The sequence below is a fragment of the Pseudomonas sp. URIL14HWK12:I6 genome (assembly GCF_000514195.1).
In the GTDB taxonomy this organism is placed as follows: domain Bacteria; phylum Pseudomonadota; class Gammaproteobacteria; order Pseudomonadales; family Pseudomonadaceae; genus Aquipseudomonas; species Aquipseudomonas putida_A.
The window spans coordinates 1-24,903 of the sequence record NZ_AZVL01000024.1 but is presented as its reverse complement, the minus strand read 5'-3'; the positions used below and the strand labels follow the sequence as shown (position 1 = coordinate 24,903).

The window sequence follows — 24,903 nt, the reverse complement described above, 5'->3', positions numbered from 1 at the left end:
CGGGACGTCGTCGCCCCGCTGCCCCGGATTCAAATACGCTTCGTCGCGTAACGCTTGAGCATGCTTGGAACATCGAGAATCAGCGCGATGCGGCCGTCACCGGTGATGGTGGCGCCGGACATGCCCGGAGTGCCCTGCAGCATTTTGCCCAATGGCTTGATGACCACTTCTTCCTGGCCGACCAGTTGATCGACGACGAAGCCGATCCGCTGGGTGCCCACCGAAAGAATCACCACATGGCCTTCGCGCTGCTCTTCGTGAGCGGCGGAGCTGACCAGCCAGCGCTTGAGGTAGAACAATGGCAGCGCCTTGTCCCGCACGATCACCACTTCCTGGCCATCCACCACGTTGGTGGTCGACAGGTCGAGGTGGAAGATTTCGTTGACGTTGACCAACGGGAACGCAAACGCCTGATTGCCGAGCATCACCATCAGGGTCGGCATGATCGCAAGCGTCAGCGGCACCTTGATGACGATCTTCGAGCCCTGGCCCTTGGTCGAGTAGATGTTGATCGAACCGTTGAGCTGGGAAATCTTGGTCTTCACCACGTCCATGCCGACACCGCGGCCGGACACGTCGGAGATCTCGGTCTTGGTCGAGAAACCCGGGGCGAAAATCAGGTTGTAGCACTCGGTATCGCTCAGGCGATCGGCCGCGTCCTTGTCCATCACACCGCGTTTTACCGCGATCGAACGCAGGACGTTCGGGTCCATGCCCTTGCCGTCGTCGGAGATCGACAACAGGATGTGATCGCCTTCCTGCTCGGCGGCCAGTACCACGCGACCGCCACGGGCCTTGCCCGAAGCTTCGCGCTCTTCCGGCGATTCGATGCCGTGGTCGACAGCGTTACGCACCAAGTGGACCAACGGGTCGGCCAGGGCCTCGACAAGGTTTTTGTCGAGGTCGGTTTCTTCACCCACCAGTTCCAGGTTGATCTCTTTCTTCAGCTGACGCGCGAGGTCGCGAACCAGACGCGGGAAGCGCCCGAAGACCTTCTTGATCGGCTGCATCCGGGTCTTCATCACCGCGGTCTGCAAGTCAGCCGTGACCACGTCGAGGTTCGACACGGCCTTGGACATGGCTTCGTCGCCGCTGTTGAGACCCAGGCGCACCAGACGGTTACGCACCAGCACCAGCTCGCCGACCATGTTCATGATTTCGTCGAGACGCGCGGTATCGACCCGCACGGTGGTCTCGGCTTCGCTCGCCGGTTTTTCCGGCGGCGGAGCAGCGGCAGCACGGGCCGGGGCCGGTGCAGCAGCGGCGGCCGGTTTTGGCGCTTCGGCTTTCGGCTCAGGCTTGGGCGCAGCCTTCGGCGCAGCAGCCGGAGCGGCGACGGCCTTGGCGGCAGGCGCGACCACAGTCGACGCGGTGCCCGCAGCAGCGGCGCCAACATCGGTGAACTTGCCTTTGCCATGCAACTCGTCGAGCAGCGATTCGAATTCGTGATCGCTGATCAGATCGCTGCCGGCAGCGGCGGCCGCCGGTGCGGCAGGCGCAACCGGTGCCGAGGCGATCGCCGATTCCAGCGCTTCCACGGCAAAGTTGCCCTTGCCATGCAACTGATCGAGCAGTGCTTCGAATTCGTCGTCGGTGATGTCCGAGCTGTCGCCCGCCGCCGGTGCCGCTGGAGCGGCCGCGGTCGGTGCCACGGCGTCTGGCGCGAACTGGCCTTTGCCGTGCAGTTGATCGAGCAACGACTCGAATTCGGCGTCGGTGATTTCATCGCTGGCGGTCGCATCGGCAGCCGGCGCAGGTGCAGCAGCAGCCGGGGCTTCGGCTTCGGCCTTGACGGCGTTCAGCGAATCCAGCAGTTGTTCAAATTCGTTATCGGTGATGTCGCCCGAATCGCTCGAATCGCCATCGACGACCAGTTCTTCGATCATCTCGGCCACTGGCGAAGCCGGTGCTTCGTCGGCCGTTTGCGGTTCGGCCAGACGCGCCAGCGCGGCCAGCAGTTCCGGGGTTGCAGCAGTGATCGGTGCACGTTCACGGACTTCGCTGAACATGCTGTTCACCGCGTCCAGTGCTTCAAGCACCACGTCCATCAGTTCTGCATCAACGCGACGCTCACCCTTGCGCAGGATGTCGAACACGTTTTCGGCGATGTGACAGCACTCCACCAGCTCGTTGAGCTGAAGGAAGCCGGCGCCCCCTTTTACAGTGTGGAAACCGCGAAAAATTGCGTTGAGCAGATCTGCGTCATCCGGGCGGCTTTCCAGCTCGACCAGTTGCTCGGACAGTTGCTCAAGAATCTCGCCGGCCTCAACCAGGAAATCCTGAAGGATCTCTTCATCGGCGCCGAAGCTCATTAATGGGGTGCTCCTACAGGTCTAAAAACCCAAAAAACCTAAAATTCCAAAACTCTAGAATCCGAGGCTGGATAACAAATCGTCCACATCGTCCTGACCGGACACAACGTCTTCTCGTTTATCGGCATGAATCTGCGGACCTTCACCCTGCGAGAGATGTTTTTGTGGATCTTTTTCTGCAAGCATCGCGGCACGGTCGTGTTCGATGCCCGCAAAGCGGTCAACCTGACTGGCCATGAGGACGAGTTTGAGCAAATTGCTTTCGACTTCGGTGACCAGTTGGGTCACACGCTTGATCACTTGACCGGTGAGGTCCTGGTAATCCTGAGCCAGCAGGATGTCGTTGAGGTTGCTCGACACCGCACGGTTGTCCGTGCTGCTGCGTGACAGAAAACCGTCGACCCGGCGCGCCAGTTCGCGGAACTCTTCAGCTCCGACTTCACGACGCATGAAGCGGCCCCAATCGGTGCTCAGCGCCTGGGCTTCTTCAGCCAGGCCATTGACCACCGGGGTGGCGCTTTCCACCAGATCCATGGTGCGGTTGGCCGCGGCTTCGGTCAGCTTGACCACATAGCCCAGGCGTTCGGTGGCGTCGGTGATTTGCGACACTTCCTCGGCCTGCGGCATGTGCGGATCGATCTGGAAATTGACGATCGCACTGTGCAGTTCGCGTGTGAGCTTGCCCACTTCCTGATACAGGCCGCGGTCACGGGTCTGATTGAGCTCATGGATCAGTTGCACAGCGTCGCCGAACCTGCCTTTTTCAAGGCTCTCGACCAGTTCGACCGCGTGTTTTTTCAGGGTCGACTCGAAATCGCCCTGTGAAGATTCGTTATGCTCCATAGCTCCCCCGCGCGTCATCAGCCGATGCGTTCGAAAATCTTCTCGATTTTGTCTTTCAACGCCTGAGCCGTGAAAGGTTTGACCACGTAGCCGTTCACACCGGCCTGAGCGGCCTCGATGATTTGCTCGCGCTTGGCTTCAGCGGTCACCATCAGCACCGGCAGATGCTTGAGTTTTTCATCGGCACGCACGTGGCGCAGCAAGTCGATACCGGTCATGCCCGGCATGTTCCAGTCCGTTACCAGAAAGTCGATGCTGCCGCTGTTGAGTACCGGAATGGCGGTAGTGCCATCGTCGGCCTCGACGGTGTTGGTGAACCCGAGATCGCGCAGCAGGTTCTTGATGATCCGCCGCATCGTTGAGAAGTCATCAACGATGAGGATTTTCATGTCTTTGTTCAATTCGACCTCCAAGCAGTCTTAAACGCGCCCAGCACCTGGACGCGCCACTTCAATCAATCGGCGCAGCACTCGAAGACTGTCTGGAGCACAACAGAGCAAGACCGGTGCCGTTCTCACCGCACCAGCCTCGTTCGCAGTGTCCCCACACTGCCTTCAGCGCGCTCGCCACTCCCCCAAACGCCCCCGCAAACGGGCCGCGCACTGGCTGTGTAACTGGCTGACCCGCGATTCACTGACGCCAAGGACTTCACCGATCTCCTTTAGGTTCAGCTCTTCGTCGTAGTACAGCGCCAACACCAGTCGCTCACGCTCCGGCAAATTGGCAATCGCGTCCGCCAGCGCCGCCTGGAAGCGTTCATCTTCCAGATCGCGTGACGGCTCAAGATGAGCACTGGCGCCATCCTCGTGCAGCCCTTCGTGTTCGCCGTCCTGCAACAGGTCGTCGAAACTGAACAGCCGGCTGCCCAGGGTGTCATTCAAAATCCCGTAGTAATCGTCGAGACTCAATTGGAGTTCGGCCGCAACCTCGTGATCTTTAGCGTCACGGCCGGTTTTAGCTTCAATTGAGCGAATGGCATCGCTGACCATACGGGTATTGCGGTGAACCGAGCGCGGTGCCCAATCCCCTTTGCGCACTTCATCGAGCATCGCGCCGCGGATCCGGATGCCCGCGTACGTTTCGAAACTGGCGCCTTTGCTGGCGTCATATTTGGTCGAGACTTCGAGCAGGCCGATCATCCCGGCCTGAATCAGGTCTTCAACCTGCACACTCGCCGGCAAGCGCGCCAGCAAGTGATAGGCAATGCGCTTGACCAGTGGCGCGTAACGCTCGATCAACTCGTACTGCGCGTCACGTGCCGACTTCTTGTAGTAGTTCATACCGCTCGCGGTCATAACACAGGCCCTGCTGTTTGCTGCACGAGGCGCTCGACGAAAAACTCAAGGTGGCCGCGCGGGTTGGCAGGCAGCGGCCAGGTATCGACCTTCTGCGCGATCGCCTTGAACGCCAGCGCGCACTTGGAACGCGGAAAGGCTTCATAGACCGCTCGCTGCTTCTGCACTGCCTTGCGTACGCTTTCGTCGTACGGCACGGCGCCGACGTATTGTAAGGCGACGTCGAGGAAGCGATCCGTGACCTTGGTCAACTTGGCGAACAGGTTGCGCCCTTCCTGCGGGCTCTGCGCCATGTTGGCCAGCACGCGGAAGCGGTTCATGCCGTAGTCGCGGTTGAGCAGTTTGATCAGCGCGTAGGCGTCGGTGATCGAGGTCGGCTCGTCGCAGACCACCAGCAACACTTCCTGCGCGGCGCGGACAAAACTGACTACCGAGTCACCAATACCCGCAGCGGTGTCGATCACCAGCACATCGAGGTTGTCGCCGATGTCGCTGAAAGCCTGAATCAGACCGGCATGTTGCGCCGGGCTCAGGTGCACCATGCTTTGGGTGCCGGAAGCGGCCGGCACGATGCGGATCCCGCCGGGGCCCTGCAACAGCACGTCGCGCAGCTCACAGCGGCCTTCGATCACATCGGCCAGAGTACGTTTGGGGGTCAGTCCCAGCAGAACGTCGACGTTCGCCAGCCCCAGATCGGCGTCCAGCAGCATGACCCGACGGCCAAGCTCTGCCAGCGCCAGAGACAAGTTCACTGACACGTTAGTCTTGCCGACGCCACCTTTGCCGCCGGTCACCGCGATCACCTGTACGGGATGCATGCTGCCCATGTTATTTCTTTACCTTGTCTTGCATAGACGGAGGCCACATTACTGGCTGCGCGTTCTCAACCGGAACAATGCATGGCAGACCATCGATGTAGGTACAAAAACGGTTCATTACCTCAGCCAACCTGCTTGGTCGGGCTGTGGTAGATATCAGCGAACATGTCAGCCATGGCTTCTTCGCTGGGTTCTTCCTGCATTTGCACGCTGACGGCGCGGCTGACCAGTTGATGACGGCGCGGCAGATGCAGATCATCCGGAATCCGTGGGCCATCGGTCAGGTACGCGACCGGCAGTTCATGACTGATCGCCAGGCTCAACACTTCGCCAAGGCTGGCCGTCTCATCCAGTTTAGTCAGGATGCAGCCGGCTAGCCCGCAACGCTTGTAACTGTGGTACGCGGCGGTTAGAACCTGTTTCTGGCTGGTGGTTGCCAGCACCAGATAATTTTTTGAACGGATGCCACGCCCGGCCAGACTTTCCAGCTGCATGCGCAAGGCCGGATCGCTGGCCTGCAAGCCGGCGGTATCGATCAGCACCACGCGCTTGCGCAGCAGCGGGTCGAGCGCCTGAACCAGCGACTGGCCCGGATCGACGTGAGTCACCGGCACATTGAGAATACGGCCCAGGGTCTTCAGCTGTTCCTGCGCGCCGATGCGGAAACTGTCCATGCTGACCAGCGCCACATTCTGCGCGCCGTACTTGAGCACGTAGCGCGCAGCGAGTTTGGCCAGAGTGGTGGTTTTGCCCATGCCGGCCGGACCAACCATGGCAATCACCCCGCCCTCTTCCAGCGGCTCGACTTCCGGTACGGCAATCATTCGCGCCAGGTGCGCGAGCAGCATGCGCCAGGCCTGACGCGGCTCTTCGATATCAGTGATCATCGCCAGCAGATCGCGCGACAACGGCCCGGACAGACCGATGCGTTGCAAACGGCGATACAGATTGGCTTGCGCCGGACGGCTGCCTTGCAGCTGATTCCAGGCCAGCGTGCCGAGCTGCACTTCCATCAGCTCACGCAGACTGTTCAATTCGAAACGCATCGAATCCAGCGCACGCGGATCGATGCCGGCGGACGACTGGGCAGGCGCGGGCGCCGGACGCGCCGGGGCGGCGTAAGTCGGTTCGCTCAACGGCTCGGCAGCGGTCAGCGGCAGGCCGGCCGTCAACGGCAGCCCGGCGAACAACTGGCGATTGGTGTTGCCGTCGGCTTCGCCACGCAGGCTCAGTTCGGCCTGGGCGGTCACGATGCGCGACTGGGTCTTGCGCAGCTCGTCCTCGAGTTCCATGTTCGGAACCCGTGGCGCCAGCGCCGACAATTTGTAATCCAGCGCCGCCGTCAGCTCGACGCCGCCGGCAATGCGGCGGTTGCCAATAATGGCGGCATCAGCGCCCAGCTCATCACGAACCAGCTTCATGGCCTGACGCATATCGGCGGCGAAAAAACGCTTAACTTGCATAAACCACTACCTCAGCCGTTGGGCCCTACTGTCGCAACGATGGTCACTTGCTTGTTGTCCGGAATTTCCTGGTAGGCCAGCACGTGCAGCCCTGGAACTGCGAGGCGACCGAAACGCGAGAGCATCGCGCGGATCGGGCCTGCTACCAACAGGATCACCGGTTGACCTTGCATTTCCTGGCGCTGCGCCGCTTCGATAAGCGAACGCTGCAGCTTCTCGGCCATGCTTGGCTCCAGCAGAACGCCCTCTTCAGAGCCTTGTCCTGCCTTCTGCAGACTATTGAGCAATATTTGTTCCAACCTTGGTTCCAGGGTGATCACAGGCAGCTCGGAGTCAGTGCCTACAATGCTTTGGACGATGGCGCGGGATACGCCGACGCGCACTGCGGCGACCAAGGCGGCGGTATCTTGACTCTTGGCGGCGTTGTTGGCGATAGCCTCGGCAATGCTGCGGATATCGCGCACCGGCACGTGTTCGGCGAGCAACGCCTGCAGCACTTTGAGCAACTGCGACAGCGAAACCACACCCGGCACCAGCTCTTCAGCCAGTTTCGGCGAGCTTTTGGCCAGCAATTGCATGAGTTGCTGCACTTCCTCGTGGCCGATCAGCTCGCTGGAGTGCTTGTACAGAATCTGGTTCAAGTGGGTCGCGACCACGGTACTGGCGTCGACCACGGTGTAACCGAGCGATTGCGCCTGGGCGCGCTGGCTGACTTCGATCCACACCGCCTCCAGGCCGAAAGCCGGATCTTTGGCGGTAATGCCGTTGAGCGTGCCGTAGACCTGCCCCGGGTTGATCGCCAGTTCGCGATCCGGGTAGATCTCGGCTTCGGCCAGGATCACGCCCATCAGGGTCAGACGATAGGCGCTCGGCGCCAGATCGAGGTTGTCGCGAATGTGCACGGTCGGCATCAGGAAGCCCAGATCCTGCGAGAGCTTCTTGCGCACGCCCTTGATCCGCGCCAGCAACTGCCCGCCCTGATTGCGATCCACCAACGGGATCAGGCGGTAACCGACTTCCAGGCCGATCATGTCGATCGGCGTCACGTCATCCCAGCCCAGCTCCTTGGTTTCCATGGCGCGGGCCGGCGACGGCAACAGTTCCTGCTGACGCTGAACTTCTTGCAGCGCCTGGACCTTGGCGACGTTCTGCTTTTTCCAGAACAGGTACGCGCCACCGGCAGCCAGCGCAGCCATGCTCAGGAACGAGAAGTGCGGCATGCCCGGGACCAGACCCATGACCGCCATCAAACCAGCGGCCACCGCCAGCGCTTTTGGCGAGGCGAACATCTGCCGGTTGATCTGTTTGCCCATGTCTTCCGAACCGGAAGCACGGGTCACCATGATCGCTGCCGCTGTCGATAACAACAGTGATGGCAATTGCGCCACCAAACCGTCACCGATGGTCAGCAAGGCGTAAACCTTGCCCGCGTCGGCGAAGGTCATGTTGTGCTGGAAGATACCGACGGCCATACCGCCGATGAGGTTGATGAACAGAATCAGCAGGCCGGCGATGGCGTCACCGCGAACGAACTTGCTGGCACCGTCCATCGAACCGTAGAACTCGGCCTCTTGGGCCACTTCCTGACGGCGGGCCTTGGCCTGGTTCTGGTCGATCAGACCGGCGTTGAGGTCGGCGTCGATCGCCATTTGTTTGCCGGGCATCGCGTCGAGGGTGAAGCGTGCGCTCACCTCGGAAATCCGCCCGGCACCCTTGGTCACCACGACGAAGTTGATGATCATCAGGATCGCGAACACCACGATACCGACCACGTAGTTACCGCCGATCACCACCTCACCGAAGGCCTGAATCACCTTACCGGCAGCGGCGTGGCCGTCCTGACCGTGGAGCATCACCACCCGCGTCGAGGCCACGTTCAACGCCAGCCGCAGCAGCGTCGCCACCAGCAGAATGGTCGGGAACACCGCGAAATCCAGCGGCCGCAGCGCATACACGCAGACCAGCAGGACGACGATCGACAGGGCGATGTTGAAGGTGAAAAACACGTCCAGCAGGAACGGCGGCACCGGCAACATCATCATCGCCAGCATGACCAGCAGCAACAACGGCACGCCCAGATTGCCTCGACTGAGGTCGGCAACATTCGAGCGAGCAGTGTTGAATAACTGAGAGCGATCCACCGGTTTTCCCCGTTCCTTTAAAGCAAACTTTTGACGCCCAAAGCAGGCGCACGGCGGCTACTGCAAGAAGCCTTCCAACTTTTGCCGGGGATTGAAATTGAGGTTTGCTTCAGGGGAATTGTCTTGCCAGAAGCTGGGCGCCATGGAGCCGACCGCAAAACAGACGCAGACGGCTATCACCCTTAGCCCAGGTGAAAAAAATCAGAAAACCCGCGTACTCACGGATACCCGGCAGTCAAAATTTGCTCTGGATTAATCTCACCAAGACGCAAATTGCGGCCCACCAGGTAGCGCGTACCCTTACGGATCTGCTTCCCTCCCACGTCGACAAGCGCCTCCTCAGAATCGCCCAAAGTCACGATTTTCTCAGGCTCATGAAAAGGATTGTCGGGATCTGCCTTCAACACACTCAGTGCCCAGACAAAGTAAATGTCCGGCACATCCTGCGGCTCGATCTTCCTCTTGATCCGCGGCTCGATCTCCCATCGAAAGTCCTGTCCTCCCGTGACCTGTAACTGATCACCGACCATGTGAAATTGTGGTTTGTGATAACGCATCAGTAGGCCACCGCCAATGCTGCTCCATATATCGTAGTAGTTGTTGGGCGAAGAGAAAACGCTGACCAACTCTTTAACGGTGCCAATGTTGCCAGCGGCACTATTGAATCTGTTGTAGAGACCATGGTGGGCTACCCCGTCCAACCTTGGCGTGATCGCATTGATATACGAATCGAGATAGCCCGGCACATACGCATCGCTCATGTGCACGAAATGCGTGAAGTCCAACATCGCCATAAAAGAGAACGTGCAAGCGATATGATCAGACTCTTTCACCACCGACCCGGAAACGAACTCAAACCTCATTCCTTCAAGCTTTCTGTAGTTATCTGGCATGACCTTCTCCTTGGCGAATGTTAAAGACAGGTCAGAAGGCGACTTGCCCGTGAAACCTGCCAAGGAACATGGAATAGCTGAATGCCCATTGTGTCCACTGTCAGAACTAACAGGTAGAGGTCTTTTTCAGATAAACGGAAGGCCGCGGTCTTTTGATTTATCAGGAATCGCGCCGCAATGAACACAGATTGGCGGTATCACACAGATCCCCTGTGGGAGCGGCTTGCTCGCGAAGAGGCCATCCGCGACACCACAGAGTCATGAGCAGCACTTTTAAACGCTGGCGTTTGATAGACACCTCCAGACACGCCTTGCGGGCTACACATCCTTGCGCCATTGCCTACAGCTACGCCAGAATCCGCCGGCTTGTGCGCCTTGGGGGCGGGTTCTATTGTGGGTCGGTCGCTGACGAATCAGCGATCGGGTCTCGCAGCCCGCTGATTTCTAGACGCACAACTTCCGTCCTCGTTTTATGGCGGCTGTACGTGGGAGACCTTTGGGTCTGCCGGTTCTAGAGTCCCGGTCTGCGACCCGCGTATAGCTGCCACCTCCCTTTCGTATCGCAGCGAAATGTGGCAGCTCCGTCGACTCTAGGAGCCTCAGCATGATCAAACCAACACCCAACCCACCCGAAACCGACGCCACCTCCCCCTACGAATCCCTCGATTCAAAAAAGCTCCACGAAGCCGCCGACCGCGCCCTCGACCACTACCTCTGCTCGCCCGGCGCCACGCCCATTCAACGTAAAACCCGTTCGATGTACGCCGTGACCGCAGACTTCAAAAACGAAGAACTGCTGGCCGATGCCTGCGAAACACTCGCTTCAGCCAGAACCATCGCCAATGATTTCGCCCACCTGATACCGGCGTCGCAGCGCAGGACGCTGCTGGGCATTGCGCAACTGATCATGCTTGGGGAACTGGCAGTGAATCGGGTGATGGATAATCTGGAGTTGCCGCAGTAGCAGGGATCTGTGACAAGCCCTGAGTGAGGCGTTGTGGCTGCTGACGTCTTCGCGGGCAAGCCCGCTCACACAGGGATTGGTGTCGATCACAAACCTGTGCCTGCACGCCGAACCGGTGGGAGCGGGCTTGCTCGCGAAAGCGGCCTCACAGCCGACACATGTCTCCAGGCATAAAAAACCGCCACCTCATTTAACCGGGCTGCGGTTTGTCGGCTCTTTTCTTCAGCCCACATGACCACTTGTCGGAAACCCGCCAGCACCTGTTAGATCTGACAGGTGCCTAATTCCTCCAACGCGCGCTCAATAACTCCGTCACCCAGCCCCCGACCGGAGTTCGCCAGATGTCCAGCAAGCAAACCCCTCAAGCCCTCAGACCTCCGTATCTTCCGGCACTGGTCAACCTCAGCCCTGCCGAACACTATGACGGCGGCATACCCATCAGAGCCGTGGAAGGCGATCTGCAAGGCATCATCCCCGCCTGGCTGACCATGTCCATTGGCGATCTGGCCGAGGTGTTCTGGGACAATGACAGCGCCGCGGTCTGGAGCAAGACCTTAGAGCACGATGCCGAGCTCAACCAGGACCTGGTTTTCACCATTGCCAAGGGCCAGGTACTTGAGGGGGATGCCACGCCAGTGTTCTACCGGATCACGCGCAAGAACCAGGGCGCCCCAGAGGACTCGAAACCGGTCATGACCCTGCTGGTCAAACTCACGCGTCCCGGGGGGTACGATGACATTCCCGGCGATGACGGCCACTCCGATCTCAAGTTCTCCCTTTCTCATGACGAGGTCGATGAAAACCTGCCGCCCAGCGGGGTGACGATGCACATCGTGCCCTACCGCAACCTCACCCGATACGACCGCATTCTCGCCCGCTGGGGCAGCCAGCAAGTGGTGCATGTCGTTACGCCGGAACAGGCCCAGGACCCGATCAGAAACCCGATCGAAGTTGTCTTCAGCCGCGCCGTTATCGACGACGCCGGGGACGGCAATAGTGTGGCGGTGGCTTATCAGGTCATCGATCGCTGCGGTAACTTCCCGGACGAACGCGCGCCGTGGTCGGCGACGCGTCATATGCTGGTGGACCTGGGGGGCAATCGGCTGGACGAACCGCAGGTGCTGGTCAACGGCATTCCAACCGACAGCATCGACCTCGATCAGCTCGGGGATGAAGATGTGATCGCCCGCGTTTACATCACCAAGGACGATTTTGCGGTGGGCGACAAGGTGCTCCTGACCTGGATCGGCACCCCGGCGCAAGGCTCGCAGATCATCGTCGGGCCGCTGGAGAAAGAGGTGTCGTACGTGCCCTTACAACTCGATTTCCCCATCCCCAACGCCGCCGTCAAAGCCATTGCCAAAGGCGCAGCCTCGGTCGGCTATGTGCGCCGTCGCAGCGATGAAAGCGACCGCCGCTCAAAAAATGCCAGCGTCACCGTGATTGGCGACATCAGCCAGTTAGTCGCCCCCACCGTCGACGAGGCACCGGGCGGAACGTTGCCACCCGAAACGCCTTGGGCGACTGTGCAGATCCCTTGGTATCCCGGTCGCAACAGCAGCGACCTGCTCAACCTGATCTGGTGGGCCCAGGCGCCCGGTAACGACACCGTTTATTACGAAGATCCCCGCCCGGTCGGCAACGTAGCGGACAATCAGCCCGTCCTGCGCAGCGTGAGCAATGCCGAAATCCAGCGTTTCAACGGCCTGAACGTCAAGGTCTATTACGTCGTCACCAACAGCGAAACGGGGCTGTTGAGCGTTCGCGAGTCGCTGCCGTTCATGATGCAGGTCGGCGTCGCCCTGCCGACGTTCGACCGGCCGGAAGTCGAGGGCGCAGATGCCAACGACGTGCTCGATCCGGACGACGTGCCACCCACCGGTGCCACGCTGGTGGTGCCGTACCTCGGCACCCGCGACAAGGATCGTGTGAACTACCGTTGGCGCGGCTCTGCCAGCGGCGGTAGCGTCAGCGACCATGTCGACCTCATCCCCGCCACCGCCGGCAGGCCTGTGCGGATTACCGTTGAGAAAAAATACGTGACCACCAACCTGAACGGTACGGTGGTCGCCGATTACAGCATTCAGCGGGCGGGCGAGACGCTGGGGCATTCTCATGAGTTGACGTTGCGCATCGGGACGGCGCTGGGGGAGCTACCGCCACCGTTCCTTGTAGCACCGGCCACCGATCCGATTGATATCCTGGCCTACCCGGACGGGGTGACGGTGCGTATCGAATTCCTTGAAGCATTGAGCGGCGACCAGGCATGCCTGGAGGAAGACAATCCACCGGCAGGTTGGCCGCCGTTTCCTTTGGTGGAATTCAACAGCAACAAGCGAGTGAACACACTGTTGAGCCCCGCATTCCTGGCGGCGCGACATGGAACGGTGATCGAGCTGCGCGGGAACTTGTATCGCAATGGTGGCCACGCTGGCCAATCAGACGCGATCAAGGTGAGACTGCTGAAAATTATCGATGAAGACCCGCGCCTTCCTACACCTAATATCGACGGCAACACCAGTAAAGAGTTGAGCGTTCAAGACCTCACAACAGACGCACGGATTCTCGCGGAAAGATGGCCGTTGTTCGAACCAGGACAACCGATCTGGGCAACCTGTAGAGGCTTTGACAAGAACGGCGAGCCGATAACCAACGACGTCAGGTCGGGAGAGCCCAATGATTCGCCGGATGGATTGTCCCTGGCGGCTCCGATTGAGTGGTTAAAAGAACTGAAGGACGGAACTGAGCTAACGATCAGCGTGAAAGTAAATCTTGACGGAATAGCCAGTGAGTTGACCGCGACAGCCTGCCCACCTCGAATCTATAACCTTAGAGGCACCCAGAGAGATGAAAACTTTGATAATGTCCCGCCTCAACTTATAGGGCCATTGGAAACTTTGGATACTGGTGCGATAAGCATCATTAATCAAAGCTCAACAGGATCACTGAAAATCGTCACATTTAATAGGGATAGCGCTTCAGGGGCGATAGAAGGAAACGTGTTAATTAACGAGAGCGCTGTAACCAAATTCAGGATAGAGCTCAAAGCCCCCGTGCAAAGATTAAGCTTCCACTACGCTGACGTTCAAGCCACCCAAGGCAAAATCTTATTCTACGGCCCAGGTGGATATATAGACGAAAGACCACTAATCAGCAGCGCAGGTATTTCACAGTTAATTTTTTCAGCGGCGAACATCAATTACATTGAATTTTATAACGGAGGCGAAGAGCAAGTAATTTTCGATAACTTTATGTTCAACTGATTTCTGTAAGCGCCTCAATTGGGGCGCTTGAAACCCGCTCGATGTACGCCGTGACCGCAGACTTCAAAAACGAAGAACTGCTGGCCGATGCTTGCGAAACACTCGCTTCAGCCAGAACCATCGCCAATGACTTCGCCCATCTGATACCGGCGTCGCAGCGCAGGACGCTGTTGGGCATCGCGCAACTGATCATGCTCGGCGAGTTGGCGGTGAATCGGGCGCTGGATAATCTGGGGTTGCCGCAGTAGCAGGAATTGGTGACAAGCCTTGAATGAAGCGTTGTGGCTGCTGACGTCTTCGCGAGCAAGCCCGCTCCCACAGGGATTGGGGTCGATCACAAACCTGTGCCTGCACGCCGAACCTGTGGGAGCGGGCTTGCTCGCGAAGGCGGCCTCACAGCCGACACATGTCTTCAGGCATAAAAAAACCGCCGCCCCGTCCAATCGGGATGGCGGTTTTTATTGCGTCACTGTCAAGTCAGGAATCGCGCCGCAGATCCGGCGGGATCGGCAGATCGTCTTTCAGTGGATCCGGGCGTTTGCCCTTGCCGGCGCGGTACTGGCGGATCTGGTAGACGTAGGCCAATACTTGGGCGACCGCCAGGTACAGGCCGCCGGGGATTTCCTGCTCGAGTTCGGTGGAGTAGTAGATCGAGCGCGCCAGCCCCGGCGATTCGAGGAGCATGACGTTGTTGGCGACGGCGATTTCGCGGATCTTCAGCGCGAGGAAGTCGCTGCCCTTGGCCAGCAGCACTGGCGCGCCGCCCTTCTCCGAGTCGTACTTGAGCGCGACGGCGTAGTGAGTCGGGTTGGTGATGACCACGTCGGCGTCGGGAATCGCCGCCATCATCCGCCGCTGCGACATCTCGCGCTGGGTCTGGCGGATACGCTGCTTGACCTCCGGCCGGCCTTCCTGATCCTTGTGCTCGTCGCGCACTTCCTGCTTGGTCATCAGCAGTTTCTTGTGGGCTTCCCAGAGCTGCACCGGCACGTCGACGGCGGCGATGATGATCAGGCCGCAGGCCAGCCACAACGTACTCCAGCCGACCAGCGTGACACTGTGAATGATCGCCATTTCCAGCGGCTCGTGGGCGATCCGCAAGAAATCATCGACGTCCGCCGACAACACCACCAACGCCACCCCCAGGGTGATCAGAAACTTGGCCAGCGCCTTGAGCAGCTCGACCACAGCCTTGAACGAGAACATCCGCTTCAGGCCTGCCGCCGGGTTCATCCGGCTGAATTTGGGCGCCATGGAACCGGCGGCAAACAGCCAGCCACCGAGGGAGATCGGCCCGATCAGCGCCGCAAGCAACAGGGTGATCATGATCGGCTGGATCGCCAACAGCGCCATCTGGCCCGACTGCAACAGGAACCTGCCCATGGCCCCCTGATCCATGATCACCTCGCGCGAGAGAGTGAAGTTCAGGCGCATCAGCTCCATCAGGTCTTCGGCCAGCATGCCGCCGAACACCAGCAGCGCACCGGCACCGGCCATCATCACGGCGAGGGTGTTGAGCTCTTTGGAGCGGGCAATCTCACCCTTCTCACGGGAGTCTTTTTTGCGTTTGTCCGTAGGGTCTTCTGTTTTGTCCTGACCGCTTTCGCTCTCTGCCATGGCTCAGCGCGCCCGTGCCAGTTCGCGTAACAACTGCAAGGCCTCGGAGGCCAGCGGTTGATACTGATTGAGGATGTCCGCCAGACCGACCCAGACGATGAACAGGCCCAGCACCAGAGTCAGCGGGAAACCGATGGAGAAAATGTTCAGTTGCGGCGCGGCGCGGGTCATCACGCCGAACGCGATGTTGACCACCAGCAGCGCAGTGACTGCCGGCAGCACCAGCAACAACGCCGCCCCGAGAACCCAGCCAAGCTTGCCGGCCAGCTCCCAGTATTGCGCGGTCATCAACCCGCCGCCGACCGGCAGCGTGGTGAAGCTTTCGGTGAGCACTTCGAAGACCACCAGGTGGCCGTTCATCGACAGGAACAGCAAGGTCACCAGCATGGTGAAGAACTGCCCGATCACCGCCACCGAGACGCCGTTGGCCGGGTCGACCATCGAGGCGAAGCCCATGCCCATCTGGATCGCGACAATCTGCCCGGCCACGGCAAACGCCTGAAAAAACAGCTGCAGGGAAAACCCCAGCACCGCCCCCACCAGAATCTGCTCGGCAATCAGTAACCAGCCACTGAGAGCAAGCGGACTGACGTCCGGCATCGGCGGCAGCCCCGGGGCAATGCACACGGTGATGGCCACGGCGAAATACAGGCGTATCCGCCGCGACACCAGCGTGGTGCCGAACACCGGCATGACCATCAGCATCGAGGCGACGCGAAACAGTGGCAACATGAACGACGCCACCCAGGTACTGATCTGGGTGTCGGTCAACTGAAGCAGCGATTGCATGGCTTAGCCGATGACCATCGGAATGTTTTTGTACAACTGAATGATGTATTCCATGAACGTCTGCACGATCCACGGGCCGGCGACGATCAGGGTCACCAGCATCACCAGCAGACGCGGCAGGAAGCTCAGGGTCTGTTCGTTGATCTGCGTCGCCGCCTGAAACATCGCCACCAGCAAACCGACCAACAGGCTCGGCACCACCAGAATCGCGACCATCAAAGTGGTCAGCCACAGCGCTTCACGAAAGATATCGACCGCGACTTCCGGCGTCATGGCGAGACACCTCCGAAACTGCTGGCCAGGGTGCCGATAATCAGCGCCCAGCCATCCACCAGCACGAACAGCATGATCTTGAACGGCAGCGAAATGATCAGCGGCGAGAGCATCATCATACCCATCGCCATCAGCACACTGGCCACGACCAGGTCGATGATCAGGAACGGAATGAAGATCATGAAGCCGATCTGGAACGCGGTTTTAAGCTCAGAGGTGACGAACGCCGGCACCAGAATCGTCAGTGGCGCCTGATCCGGGGTGGCGATGTCGGTGCGCTTGGACAGACGCATGAACAGCTCCAGATCGCTGGTGCGGGTCTGGGCGAGCATGAAGTCCTTGATCGGTACCTGAGCCTTTTCCACCGCTTGCTGGGCGGTGAGTTTTTCCGCCAGATACGGCTGCAGCGCATCGTTGTTCACCCGGTCGAACACCGGGGCCATGATGAACATGGTGAGGAACAGCGCCATGCCGGTGAGAATCTGGTTCGATGGCGTCTGCTGCAGGCCGAGGGCCTGACGCAGGATCGAGAAGACGATGATGATCCGGGTGAAACTGGTCATCAGAATCACGGCCGCCGGAATAAAGCTCAGGGCGGTCATGATCAGCAGGATCTGCAGGCTGACCGAGTATTCCTGCGCGCCGTCGGCGTTGGTGCCCAGCGTGATCGCCGGAATCGACAACGGGTCGGCGGCGAACGCCAGCGGCGCGGCCAGCATCAGGGCCAGCGTCAAGACGATGCGTAGCGCACCCATTACTTCTTATCCTTCTGATCCTTGCCGAGAATCTTCAGCAGATGCTGGGCAAATTCCGGGGTCGCTTTTTCGCTGCTGCTCGGCACTGGCACCGGCTCCTTGAGCACGTGCAGCGCGGTGATGGTGCCAGGGCTCAAGCCGAGCAGAATCTGCTCGTTGCCGACCTGCACCAGCATCAAGCGGTCACGCGGACCGAGGGCGCGGGAGCCGATCAGCTCGATCACCTGGCCCTTGCCGGCCGGCCCTGCCTGTTGCACTCGACGCAACAGCCAGGCGAGGAAGAAGATCAACCCCAGCACCAGCAACAGACCGAACACCAGTTGCGTCAGTTGCCCGGCCACGCCGCTGCTGACCATCGGCGCGGTGGCAGCAGGCACGGTGGTCGCCGTCGACGGCTCGGCGGCCAGCACGCTCAATGGCAGTGCCAGCAAAGCCCAGAGAAACCGTTTCACTCAGCGCAGCTTCTTGATGCGTTCGCTTGGGCTGATCACGTCGGTCAGGCGGATACCGAACTTCTCGTTGACCACCACCACTTCGCCGTGTGCGATCAGCGTGCCGTTGACCAGTACGTCCAGCGGCTCGCCGGCCAGACGATCGAGCTCGATCACCGAACCCTGGTTCAGTTGCAGCAGGTTACGGATGTTGATGTCGGTGCTGCCCACTTCCATCGAGATCGACACCGGGATGTCGAGGATCACGTCCAGGTTCGGACCGTCCAGGGTCACCGGATCGTTGTTCTTCGGCACGCTGCCGAACTCTTCCATCGGCAGACGGTTGGAGCTTGCAGCGCCAGCGTCGGCGGCCAGCAGCGCGTCGATGTCAGCCTGGCTACCATCACCGGTCTCTTCCAGGGCCGCAGCCCATTCGTCGGCCAGTGCCTGATCGTCCTGGGCGTTCATTTCGTCGTTCATCATTTGTCCTCGGCGGGCAACAATTCAGTTAAATGCGTGGGGGAAAAGCGCCGCTTCAGCGACGCTCGATCGGCTCGATCACCTGCAACGCGAGGTTGCCTTTGTGCGAGCCCATCTTGACCTTGAAAGCCGGTACGCCGTTGGCGCGCATGATCATGTCTTCCGGCATCTCGACCGGGATCACATCCCCCGGCTGCATGTGCAGGATGTCGCGCAGCTTCAACTGGCGGCGGGCCACGGTGGCGCCGATCGGCACGTCGACATCGAGCACGTCCTGACGCAGGGCGTTGACCCAGCGCTCGTCCTGATCGTCGAGGTCCGACTGGAAACCGGCATCGAGCATTTCACGCACCGGCTCGATCATCGAGTACGGCATGGTTACGTGCAGGTCACCGCCACCGCCATCGAGTTCGATGTGGAAGGTGGAGACCACGATTGCTTCGCTCGGGCCGACGATGTTGGCCATGGCGGGGTTCACTTCCGAGTTGATGTACTCGAAATTGACTTCCATGATCGCCTGCCAGGCTTCCTTCAGATCGACGAAGGCCTGCTCCAGCACCATGCGCACCACACGCAGTTCGGTCGGGGTGAATTCACGCCCCTCGATCTTGGCGTGACGGCCGTCGCCGCCGAAGAAGTTGTCCACCAGTTTGAACACCAGTTTGGCGTCAAGGATGAACAGCGCGGTGCCGCGCAGCGGTTTGATCTTGACCAGGTTGAGGCTGGTCGGCACGTACAGCGAGTGCACGTATTCGCCGAACTTCATCACCTGGACGCCACCGACGGCAACGTCCGCCGAGCGGCGCAGCATGTTGAACATGCTGATGCGGGTGTAACGGGCAAAACGCTCGTTGATCATCTCCAGAGTCGGCATGCGTCCACGGACGATGCGATCCTGGCTGGTCAGGTCGTAGCTTTTGACACTGCCGGGTTCGGCAGCGTTATCGGTCTGTACCAGACCATCGTCGACGCCATGCAACAGCGCGTCGATTTCATCCTGGGACAGCAGATCCTGCACGGCCATGTCGTGTTCCTACTGCAGTACGAAATTAGTGAAAAGCAACTGTTCGATCACCACTTTGCCCAGCTCTTTCTGCGCCACTTCCTGGACGCTGGCGGTAGCCTTCTGGCGCAACATCTCCTGCCCGACCGGGGTCGCCAAGGTGGCGAAATCCTGACCGGAGAAGAGCATCACCAGGTTGTTGCGGATCACCGGCATGTGCACTTTGAGCGCCTCCAGATCGGCCTGGTTACGCGCCAGCATGGTGATGCTCACCTGCATGTAGCGCTGACGGCCGTTCTGGTTGTAGTTGGCGACAAACGCCGGTGCCATCGGCTCGAAGATCGCCGGTTGCTTGCCGACCGGAGTCGCTTCGGCCGCTGCGGCAGGCTTGCTCTGAGCGCTGTGCATGAAGTACCAGGTCGCGCCCACGGACACACCGATCGCCAGCAGCAGAGCCACCACGATCAGGATGATCATCTTGAGTTTGCCTTTGGTCGCGGGGTCTTTTACAGCTGCTGCTTCGCTCTTCGCCATGCCAATAATCCGTCACTAATCGGGTTTTCACAGTCGCACGGCAAGGCAAGAGCAAGTGTTATGCCAGAAGTGTCGGAGCACACTGGAGAGCGCTCTAAAACCAATGTGGGAGCGGGCTTGCTCGCGAGAGCGGTTTAACATTCAACAGTTATGTTGGCTGTCATACCGCTTTCGCGAGCAAGCCCGCTCCCACAGGGGGATACAGCGTTGTATCAGGCGTAATAGTCGACGGCGCTGCTGCCGATCACGCTGGTGGTTTGTGCAGCGGTTTCAGCCACCGCCGCCGACGTCAGCTCCTCTTCCGCCGAATCCAGTCGACCACCCGCAGCGCTGGTGCGTCCGCTCTGGCCTTGCTGCGCCTGTTCCTGACCCTGACCCTGCCAGCCACGGCTCTGGTCGGAGACATTGACGTCGACCTGGCCCATGCCCTGCTGGGTGAACATGTCACGCAAGCGATGCATCTGGCCGTCCAGCGCTTCGCGCACGCTTGGGTGCGCGCTCATGAAGGTCACCTGCGTCTGCTGATCCGGCACCATGTTGACCCGGATATCCAGACGCCCCAGTTCCGCCGGCTGCAATTGAATATCCGCCGCCTTCAGGTTGGCGCTGGACAGGTACATGACGCGGTTGACGATTTCTTCGGTCCAGCCGCTCTGATGCATGGCGATCGGTTGATTCACCGGCACCGCGTTCGCGGTTTTCGGAGTGGCCGCCTGAGTCAGCGCCGCCAGACGGTTGGCGAAATCATCGACACGGGTGTCGCTGGTAGCAGCCTTCAGATCTTTCAGGCCATCGTCGATCAGGCCGCTGAAGGCCTTTTCACCATTCTGACTGGTGCTGTCCTTGTCGGCCTGCACGTCGAGCATGCTCGCCATGCCGGCAGCGAAGTTCTGCGCCGCAGTCAATTCACCGTCGGCCTGAGCCTGGGCCGGTGTAGCTTTGGCTTGTGCCTGGCTGCTGGCGGAAATGTGCCCGCCCTGCTCCATCGCCATGCGCAGCGCCGGCAACGAGTCGAGTGGATCGGCCGCCGGGTCGAAAGCGCTATCGGTCGATGCCGCCGGATCTTTGACCACGGCTGGCGCCAACGTGGCGGCCACGACCGGCGTTTCGGTTTTGGCCGGTTCCGGCGTTTCAGCGACGGGCGCTGCCACCACCGGCGCGGTCACCAGCGGCTGCACGGTTTGCGCAAGTGCCGGATCCAGCGCCGGATCCACCGGGGTGGCGTCCGCCACTGGCGTCTGCGCGCTGTCAGCGGCCGCATCGGCGGCAGCCTTGTCAGCGGCTGCCTGATCATCGGAGGTGGTCGACGCAGTCTTGTCGGCAGGCAAGGCATTGCCGCTATCGGCAACGGTCTGTTGTGTGGCGGCAGACTTATCCTTGGCGAAATCTTTCTTGTCGCTGTTGTCGGCAACCTTGTCGCGCGCCGGTTTCAACGAACTGTCAGCGCTCGCAAGGGGCTTTTTCGGGCCTTGATCGGCGAACACCTGAGCGAAGCTTGAGGCCTTGTCCCCGGTGTCTGCGGCCATGACCGGCGTTTTCGCGGCGGCGGCTTGCGCCTTGGCCTGGGCGGCAGATTGAAGAAGAACATTGGGGGTCGCAGGCATGACACGGTCTCCGCTGCACTGGGATCGTAGGTACAGTTGACGGGGATTATTGCAAGTGTCGGGCCAGTTTTGTCCGGCGCTTGCGAAAAGCGCCGGACGGCAGGATTCAATGGGTCAGGGCGTGCTGGCGTTCGTCTTCGTAGATCGGGCGGACATCGGCGAACTCGCCACTGATGTCAGCCACCAGCCTGGCAATATCCGAGGGGCTTTTATTTTTGGCTTCCGATTCCAGCTCCTGGCAGAGCGCCGCCAACCGGACAGCCCCCATGTTGCTGGCGCTGCCCTTGAAGCTGTGGGCAACTTCAGACAAAGCCTTGGCATCTGCCGTGTTCTGCAGCTCAGCCAAGCGACTTTCGGAATCGGCCAGAAAGGTATCCAGAAGCTCCGGATAACCCTCCTCCATGACTTCGCGCAGTACGCTCAGCGCCTCGCGATCAATATGTGTGTCAGTCACTTGTTCACTCCTTGATCAAGAATCGGCGAATTATGCCTCAACCCTCCCAGAAAAACTCCACGCAAGCACTGCGACCTTCGTCCGACCAACTGGCGTTATGCCCCAACTGCCGGATCAGGCTGACCCCGCGCCCCGACAGACGGACACCATCCAGCGGCCGCTCCATCACCCGCGCCACGTCAAAACCCTTGCCGCTGTCCTCGACGCGGATCACCAGACGGCCCCCGGCCCCTTGCGGCTTGACCTGCAGATGCACGCGCACATAACCGTCCTGTAAGGCTTCTAGTCGCTCGTTGCGCATTTCATAGTAGCGGGCGAATCCAGCCGCATCGCGCTTGAGGCTGGAATCGAGACCCAGCACGCCGTGCTCCAGCGCGTTGGAGTAAAGCTCGGCGAGCACGCTGTAGATCGCCCCGCCCTGGGTGCGCAAACCGTGCACTTCCTGCAACAACTGCAGCAGATACGGCAAAGGATTGAAGCGTTTGAGCGTCGCCCCGCGAAACTCGAAGCTTACCGACCAGTCCAGCGGGCTCGACTGGCCGCTGTCGGAATACACCGGCGCCGACGGCACGACATGCGCCGCTTCAAGCAAGCTGATCTCAACCATGCTCACATCGTCGCGGGGCTCGCCGCGAAAGGCGTGCAAGGCCTGCTCGATCTCGGCGAACAGGTTGTCCGGCTCACGATTGGCGGCAAACAGTTGCTGCAAACGCTTGACACCGAACAAGCGGTCGTCGGCGTCAGTGGTGTCGATCACACCGTCCGACAGCAGGAACACCCGGTCACCCACGGCCATGGTCTGTACTTCGGTGCGATCATCAAACGCTTGCGGACTGAGCACCCCCAGCGGCAAATGGCGCGCCGCCAGCGGCACACGTTCGCCGGTGGCGATCCGGTGCAGATAACCGTCAGGCATGCCGCCGTTCCACACCTCTACCGAACGCCGCTGAAAACTCAGACAAAGCATGGTCGCGCAGCAGAACATGTCCACCGGCAGGATGCGCTTGAGCTTGGCGTTCATCTCGCGCAGGGTCTCGGCCAGGCCGTAACCCTTGGCGGTCATACCGTAAAACACTTCGGCCAGCGGCATCGCCCCCACCGCCGCCGGCAATCCGTGACCGGTGAAATCACCGAGCAGCACATGCATGTCGCCGGCCGGGGTGTAGGCCGCCAGCAGCAGGTCGCCGTTGAACAACGCATAGGGCGATTGTAAATAACGAATATTCGGTGCACTCAGGCAACCGGAATGCGCGACCTTGTCGAAAACGGCTTTGGCCACGCGCTGTTCGTTGAGCAGGTAATCGTGATGTCTGGCGATCAGATCGCGCTGCTGCAGCACCGTGGCCTGCAAGCGGCGCAAGCGATCCATCGCCTTGATTTTGGCGGCGAGGATCACCTGGTTGTAGGGCTTCGCCAGAAAGTCGTCGCCACCCGCCTCCAGACAACGGGCCAGCGCTTCACTTTCGGTCAGCGAAGTCAGAAAGATGATCGGCACCAGGGTTTCCCCCGCCAGCGCCTTGATCTGCCGCGCCGCTTCGAAGCCGTCCATCACCGGCATCATCGCGTCCATCAGCACCAGATGCGGTGGCTGACGCCGAAACACCTCCAGCGCTTCGGCGCCATTGGCGGCGGTCAGCACTTCATGCCCCTGACGGCGGACGATGGTCGACAACAGTAACCGGTCGGCGGCACTGTCTTCGGCGATCAGGATCGTCAGCGGCTCTTGCGCCTGCATGGCCGTCAACTGATGTCGAAGAGTTTGTCGAAGTTGGAGATGGCGAGGATCTTGCGCACGTCGGAGTTGCTGTTGATCACTCGCACGTCCGAGTCGTCGCCGCCGGCGTGATCGCGCAGCAGAAGCAGCATGCCCAGCGCGGAGCTGTCGAGGTAGGTGGCATCTTTCAGATCAACCACGATGGAGTCGGGTTTCTGGTTAAGTCGCTCATAGGACTCGCGAAACTCCTGATGGCGCCCAAAATCGAACCGCCCCTTGACCGAAATCGTCAGTTTTTGACCATCCGGAGAGACTTCTGTAACGACTGACATTGACTGGCTTCCTTGTCATTGACGAACGTGTACAAGGTTTAGCACCTGGTAGACCCAGGGGCAAGGTGCAACGCAGAACCAAATGTGGGAGCGGGCTTGCTCGCGAAGGCGGTGTGTCAGTCAACATTGCTGTCTCTGACACACCGCCTTCGCGAGCAAGCCCGCTCCCACAGGGAATTTTTGGGCAATTTGAACAGGGTTGTGTCGCGGCAAGCGCTGCGACAACTCGTCCAGCAGCTTCTGCTCGCGCTTGTCTTCGAGGCGTTGCGCCTCTTCGCCGTAGCGCTGCACCCGTTTGCGCAGGAGAAACAGTGAGCTGCAGCCACTCCGCGACTGCCGCTTGTCGCCACTGTCAGATCTGACAGTAGACCGAGGAAAGAGGCATAGACCTTAATCAAGCGGCAGCAATTTCGCTGCGCTCAGGTCAAAGGACTGCATCATGAACTCGCCTAAAGTTGGATTTTTCGAAGCACCGTTCCTGCATAACACCCAGTCACCACACATCATGACCTACGATGAATTCCTGGGTAGAAATCGTAAATGCACCGTGGTGGCGCGCTACCCTAATAAAATAGGCGAAACACTTACGCTTTACCTTATAGCCGACACCCCCTACCCCAGCCTGGATGTTATTGAGATCTATCGTGAGCAGGAGCTATGGGGCACGGACGTCGACCGCACCAGGTTTTCGGAACTTGAGGGCAAACAAGTACATGCGTTCTTCGTCGTAACCCGTGACTCTACATTAGTGGGTTTCTCCGCAATGCTCAGGTTCGAAATATTAGCCCAATGACTCAGACCATCCTCTAGCACCACTGCTGCGGCACGTTAATACGGATCGTGCCGCGGCAAGCGCTGCGACAACTCGTCCAGCAGCTTCTGCTCGCGCTTGTCTTCGAGGCGTTGCGCCTCTTCGCGGTAGCGC

23 protein-coding genes and 3 pseudogenes are annotated in these 24,903 nt (G+C 60.0%); 4 read left to right on the top strand and 22 right to left on the bottom strand.

The window, feature by feature from the left end; translation table 11 throughout:
- Nucleotides 1-29 precede the first annotated feature (29 nt).
- The 8 genes from H043_RS0123505 to H043_RS0123470 form a co-directional block, all read right to left on the bottom strand.
- Nucleotides 30-2,312, bottom strand: coding sequence for a chemotaxis protein CheA (locus H043_RS0123505; RefSeq protein WP_027613920.1), 2,283 nt, complete (start codon nucleotides 2,310-2,312; stop codon nucleotides 30-32).
- A gap of 54 nt (nucleotides 2,313-2,366) precedes the next feature.
- On the bottom strand, nucleotides 2,367-3,155 hold the full coding sequence (locus H043_RS0123500; protein ID WP_027613919.1) for a protein phosphatase CheZ: 789 nt from the start codon (nucleotides 3,153-3,155) through the stop codon (nucleotides 2,367-2,369).
- Between the two features lie 17 nt (nucleotides 3,156-3,172).
- Nucleotides 3,173-3,544: a chemotaxis response regulator CheY gene (locus tag H043_RS0123495; protein ID WP_024012118.1), complete on the bottom strand. Its 372-nt coding sequence runs from the start codon at nucleotides 3,542-3,544 to the stop codon at nucleotides 3,173-3,175.
- A 165-nt stretch (nucleotides 3,545-3,709) separates the two neighbouring features.
- Nucleotides 3,710-4,450, bottom strand: coding sequence for an RNA polymerase sigma factor FliA (gene fliA / locus H043_RS0123490; RefSeq protein WP_007920004.1), 741 nt, complete (start codon nucleotides 4,448-4,450; stop codon nucleotides 3,710-3,712).
- Nucleotides 4,447-5,277 (bottom strand): flagellar synthesis regulator FleN, encoded by an 831-nt coding sequence (gene fleN, locus H043_RS0123485; protein ID WP_003222917.1) that lies wholly within the window; start codon nucleotides 5,275-5,277, stop codon nucleotides 4,447-4,449. Before fleN ends, fliA begins: the two co-directional genes overlap by 4 nt.
- 113 nt (nucleotides 5,278-5,390) lie before the next feature.
- Nucleotides 5,391-6,731 carry a flagellar biosynthesis protein FlhF gene (gene flhF, locus H043_RS0123480; protein WP_003222914.1) on the bottom strand — a complete coding sequence of 447 codons (1,341 nt, stop codon included), beginning with the start codon at nucleotides 6,729-6,731 and terminating at the stop codon, nucleotides 5,391-5,393.
- Between the two features lie 11 nt (nucleotides 6,732-6,742).
- Nucleotides 6,743-8,872, bottom strand: coding sequence for a flagellar biosynthesis protein FlhA (flhA, locus tag H043_RS0123475; RefSeq protein ID WP_027613918.1), 2,130 nt, complete (start codon nucleotides 8,870-8,872; stop codon nucleotides 6,743-6,745).
- Nucleotides 8,873-9,090: 218 nt separating this feature from the next.
- Nucleotides 9,091-9,765, bottom strand: coding sequence for a hypothetical protein (locus tag H043_RS0123470; protein ID WP_027613917.1), 675 nt, complete (start codon nucleotides 9,763-9,765; stop codon nucleotides 9,091-9,093).
- Between the two features lie 604 nt (nucleotides 9,766-10,369).
- Here H043_RS0123470 and H043_RS0123465 point away from each other — a divergent pair.
- The 3 genes and pseudogenes from H043_RS0123465 to H043_RS29305 all read left to right on the top strand — a co-directional run.
- Nucleotides 10,370-10,729: a hypothetical protein gene (locus H043_RS0123465; RefSeq protein WP_027613916.1), complete on the top strand. Its 360-nt coding sequence runs from the start codon at nucleotides 10,370-10,372 to the stop codon at nucleotides 10,727-10,729.
- A 341-nt stretch (nucleotides 10,730-11,070) separates the two neighbouring features.
- Nucleotides 11,071-13,992, top strand: a complete 2,922-nt coding sequence (locus tag H043_RS29310) for a hypothetical protein (protein WP_177325660.1) — start codon at nucleotides 11,071-11,073, stop codon at nucleotides 13,990-13,992.
- A 29-nt stretch (nucleotides 13,993-14,021) separates the two neighbouring features.
- Nucleotides 14,022-14,240 (top strand): annotated as a pseudogene (locus H043_RS29305) (hypothetical protein); the annotation flags it as partial.
- A gap of 229 nt (nucleotides 14,241-14,469) precedes the next feature.
- On the opposite strand, the gene flhB reads toward H043_RS29305, so the two are convergent.
- The 13 genes and pseudogenes from flhB to H043_RS30835 form a co-directional block, all read right to left on the bottom strand.
- Nucleotides 14,470-15,609: a flagellar biosynthesis protein FlhB gene (flhB, locus tag H043_RS0123450; protein ID WP_027613915.1), complete on the bottom strand. Its 1,140-nt coding sequence runs from the start codon at nucleotides 15,607-15,609 to the stop codon at nucleotides 14,470-14,472.
- A gap of 3 nt (nucleotides 15,610-15,612) precedes the next feature.
- Nucleotides 15,613-16,398, bottom strand: a complete 786-nt coding sequence (gene fliR, locus H043_RS0123445) for a flagellar biosynthetic protein FliR (RefSeq protein ID WP_027613914.1) — start codon at nucleotides 16,396-16,398, stop codon at nucleotides 15,613-15,615.
- 3 nt (nucleotides 16,399-16,401) lie between these two features.
- Nucleotides 16,402-16,671 carry a flagellar biosynthesis protein FliQ gene (fliQ, locus tag H043_RS0123440; RefSeq protein WP_007920026.1) on the bottom strand — a complete coding sequence of 90 codons (270 nt, stop codon included), beginning with the start codon at nucleotides 16,669-16,671 and terminating at the stop codon, nucleotides 16,402-16,404.
- The gene (gene fliP / locus H043_RS0123435; RefSeq protein WP_003222895.1) at nucleotides 16,668-17,426 is read right to left on the bottom strand and encodes a flagellar type III secretion system pore protein FliP; all 759 of its coding nucleotides are present in this window, start codon (nucleotides 17,424-17,426) and stop codon (nucleotides 16,668-16,670) included. The genes fliQ and fliP overlap by 4 nt, the downstream gene beginning before the upstream one ends.
- Nucleotides 17,426-17,878: a flagellar biosynthetic protein FliO gene (gene fliO / locus H043_RS0123430; RefSeq protein ID WP_027613913.1), complete on the bottom strand. Its 453-nt coding sequence runs from the start codon at nucleotides 17,876-17,878 to the stop codon at nucleotides 17,426-17,428. The genes fliP and fliO overlap by 1 nt, the downstream gene beginning before the upstream one ends.
- Nucleotides 17,879-18,340, bottom strand: a complete 462-nt coding sequence (gene fliN, locus H043_RS0123425) for a flagellar motor switch protein FliN (RefSeq protein ID WP_164747895.1) — start codon at nucleotides 18,338-18,340, stop codon at nucleotides 17,879-17,881.
- Nucleotides 18,341-18,392: 52 nt separating this feature from the next.
- Nucleotides 18,393-19,361 (bottom strand): flagellar motor switch protein FliM, encoded by a 969-nt coding sequence (fliM, locus tag H043_RS0123420; RefSeq protein WP_003222890.1) that lies wholly within the window; start codon nucleotides 19,359-19,361, stop codon nucleotides 18,393-18,395.
- 9 nt (nucleotides 19,362-19,370) lie between these two features.
- Nucleotides 19,371-19,874, bottom strand: a complete 504-nt coding sequence (fliL, locus tag H043_RS0123415) for a flagellar basal body-associated protein FliL (protein ID WP_007966247.1) — start codon at nucleotides 19,872-19,874, stop codon at nucleotides 19,371-19,373.
- Between the two features lie 212 nt (nucleotides 19,875-20,086).
- Nucleotides 20,087-21,478, bottom strand: coding sequence for a flagellar hook-length control protein FliK (locus tag H043_RS0123410; protein ID WP_027613912.1), 1,392 nt, complete (start codon nucleotides 21,476-21,478; stop codon nucleotides 20,087-20,089).
- Between the two features lie 106 nt (nucleotides 21,479-21,584).
- Entirely contained in the window at nucleotides 21,585-21,932 is a 348-nt protein-coding gene (locus H043_RS0123405; RefSeq protein WP_027613911.1) for an Hpt domain-containing protein, read from the bottom strand.
- 37 nt (nucleotides 21,933-21,969) lie between these two features.
- Entirely contained in the window at nucleotides 21,970-23,667 is a 1,698-nt protein-coding gene (locus H043_RS0123400; RefSeq protein ID WP_027613910.1) for a fused response regulator/phosphatase, read from the bottom strand.
- Between the two features lie 5 nt (nucleotides 23,668-23,672).
- Complete coding sequence (locus H043_RS0123395) at nucleotides 23,673-23,978, bottom strand: STAS domain-containing protein (RefSeq protein WP_027613909.1); 306 nt, start codon at nucleotides 23,976-23,978, stop codon at nucleotides 23,673-23,675.
- A gap of 195 nt (nucleotides 23,979-24,173) precedes the next feature.
- A pseudogene (locus tag H043_RS30835) lies at nucleotides 24,174-24,281 on the bottom strand (flagella biosynthesis chaperone FliJ); the annotation flags it as partial.
- A gap of 136 nt (nucleotides 24,282-24,417) precedes the next feature.
- On the opposite strand from H043_RS30835, the gene H043_RS0123385 reads away from it, so the two are divergent.
- A complete protein-coding gene (locus tag H043_RS0123385) occupies nucleotides 24,418-24,771 on the top strand; it encodes a hypothetical protein (RefSeq protein WP_027613907.1) in 354 nt (117 codons plus the stop codon).
- Nucleotides 24,772-24,806: 35 nt separating this feature from the next.
- Here the strand turns inward: H043_RS0123385 and H043_RS30830 are convergent.
- Nucleotides 24,807-24,903: pseudogene (locus H043_RS30830) on the bottom strand (flagella biosynthesis chaperone FliJ); the annotation flags it as partial.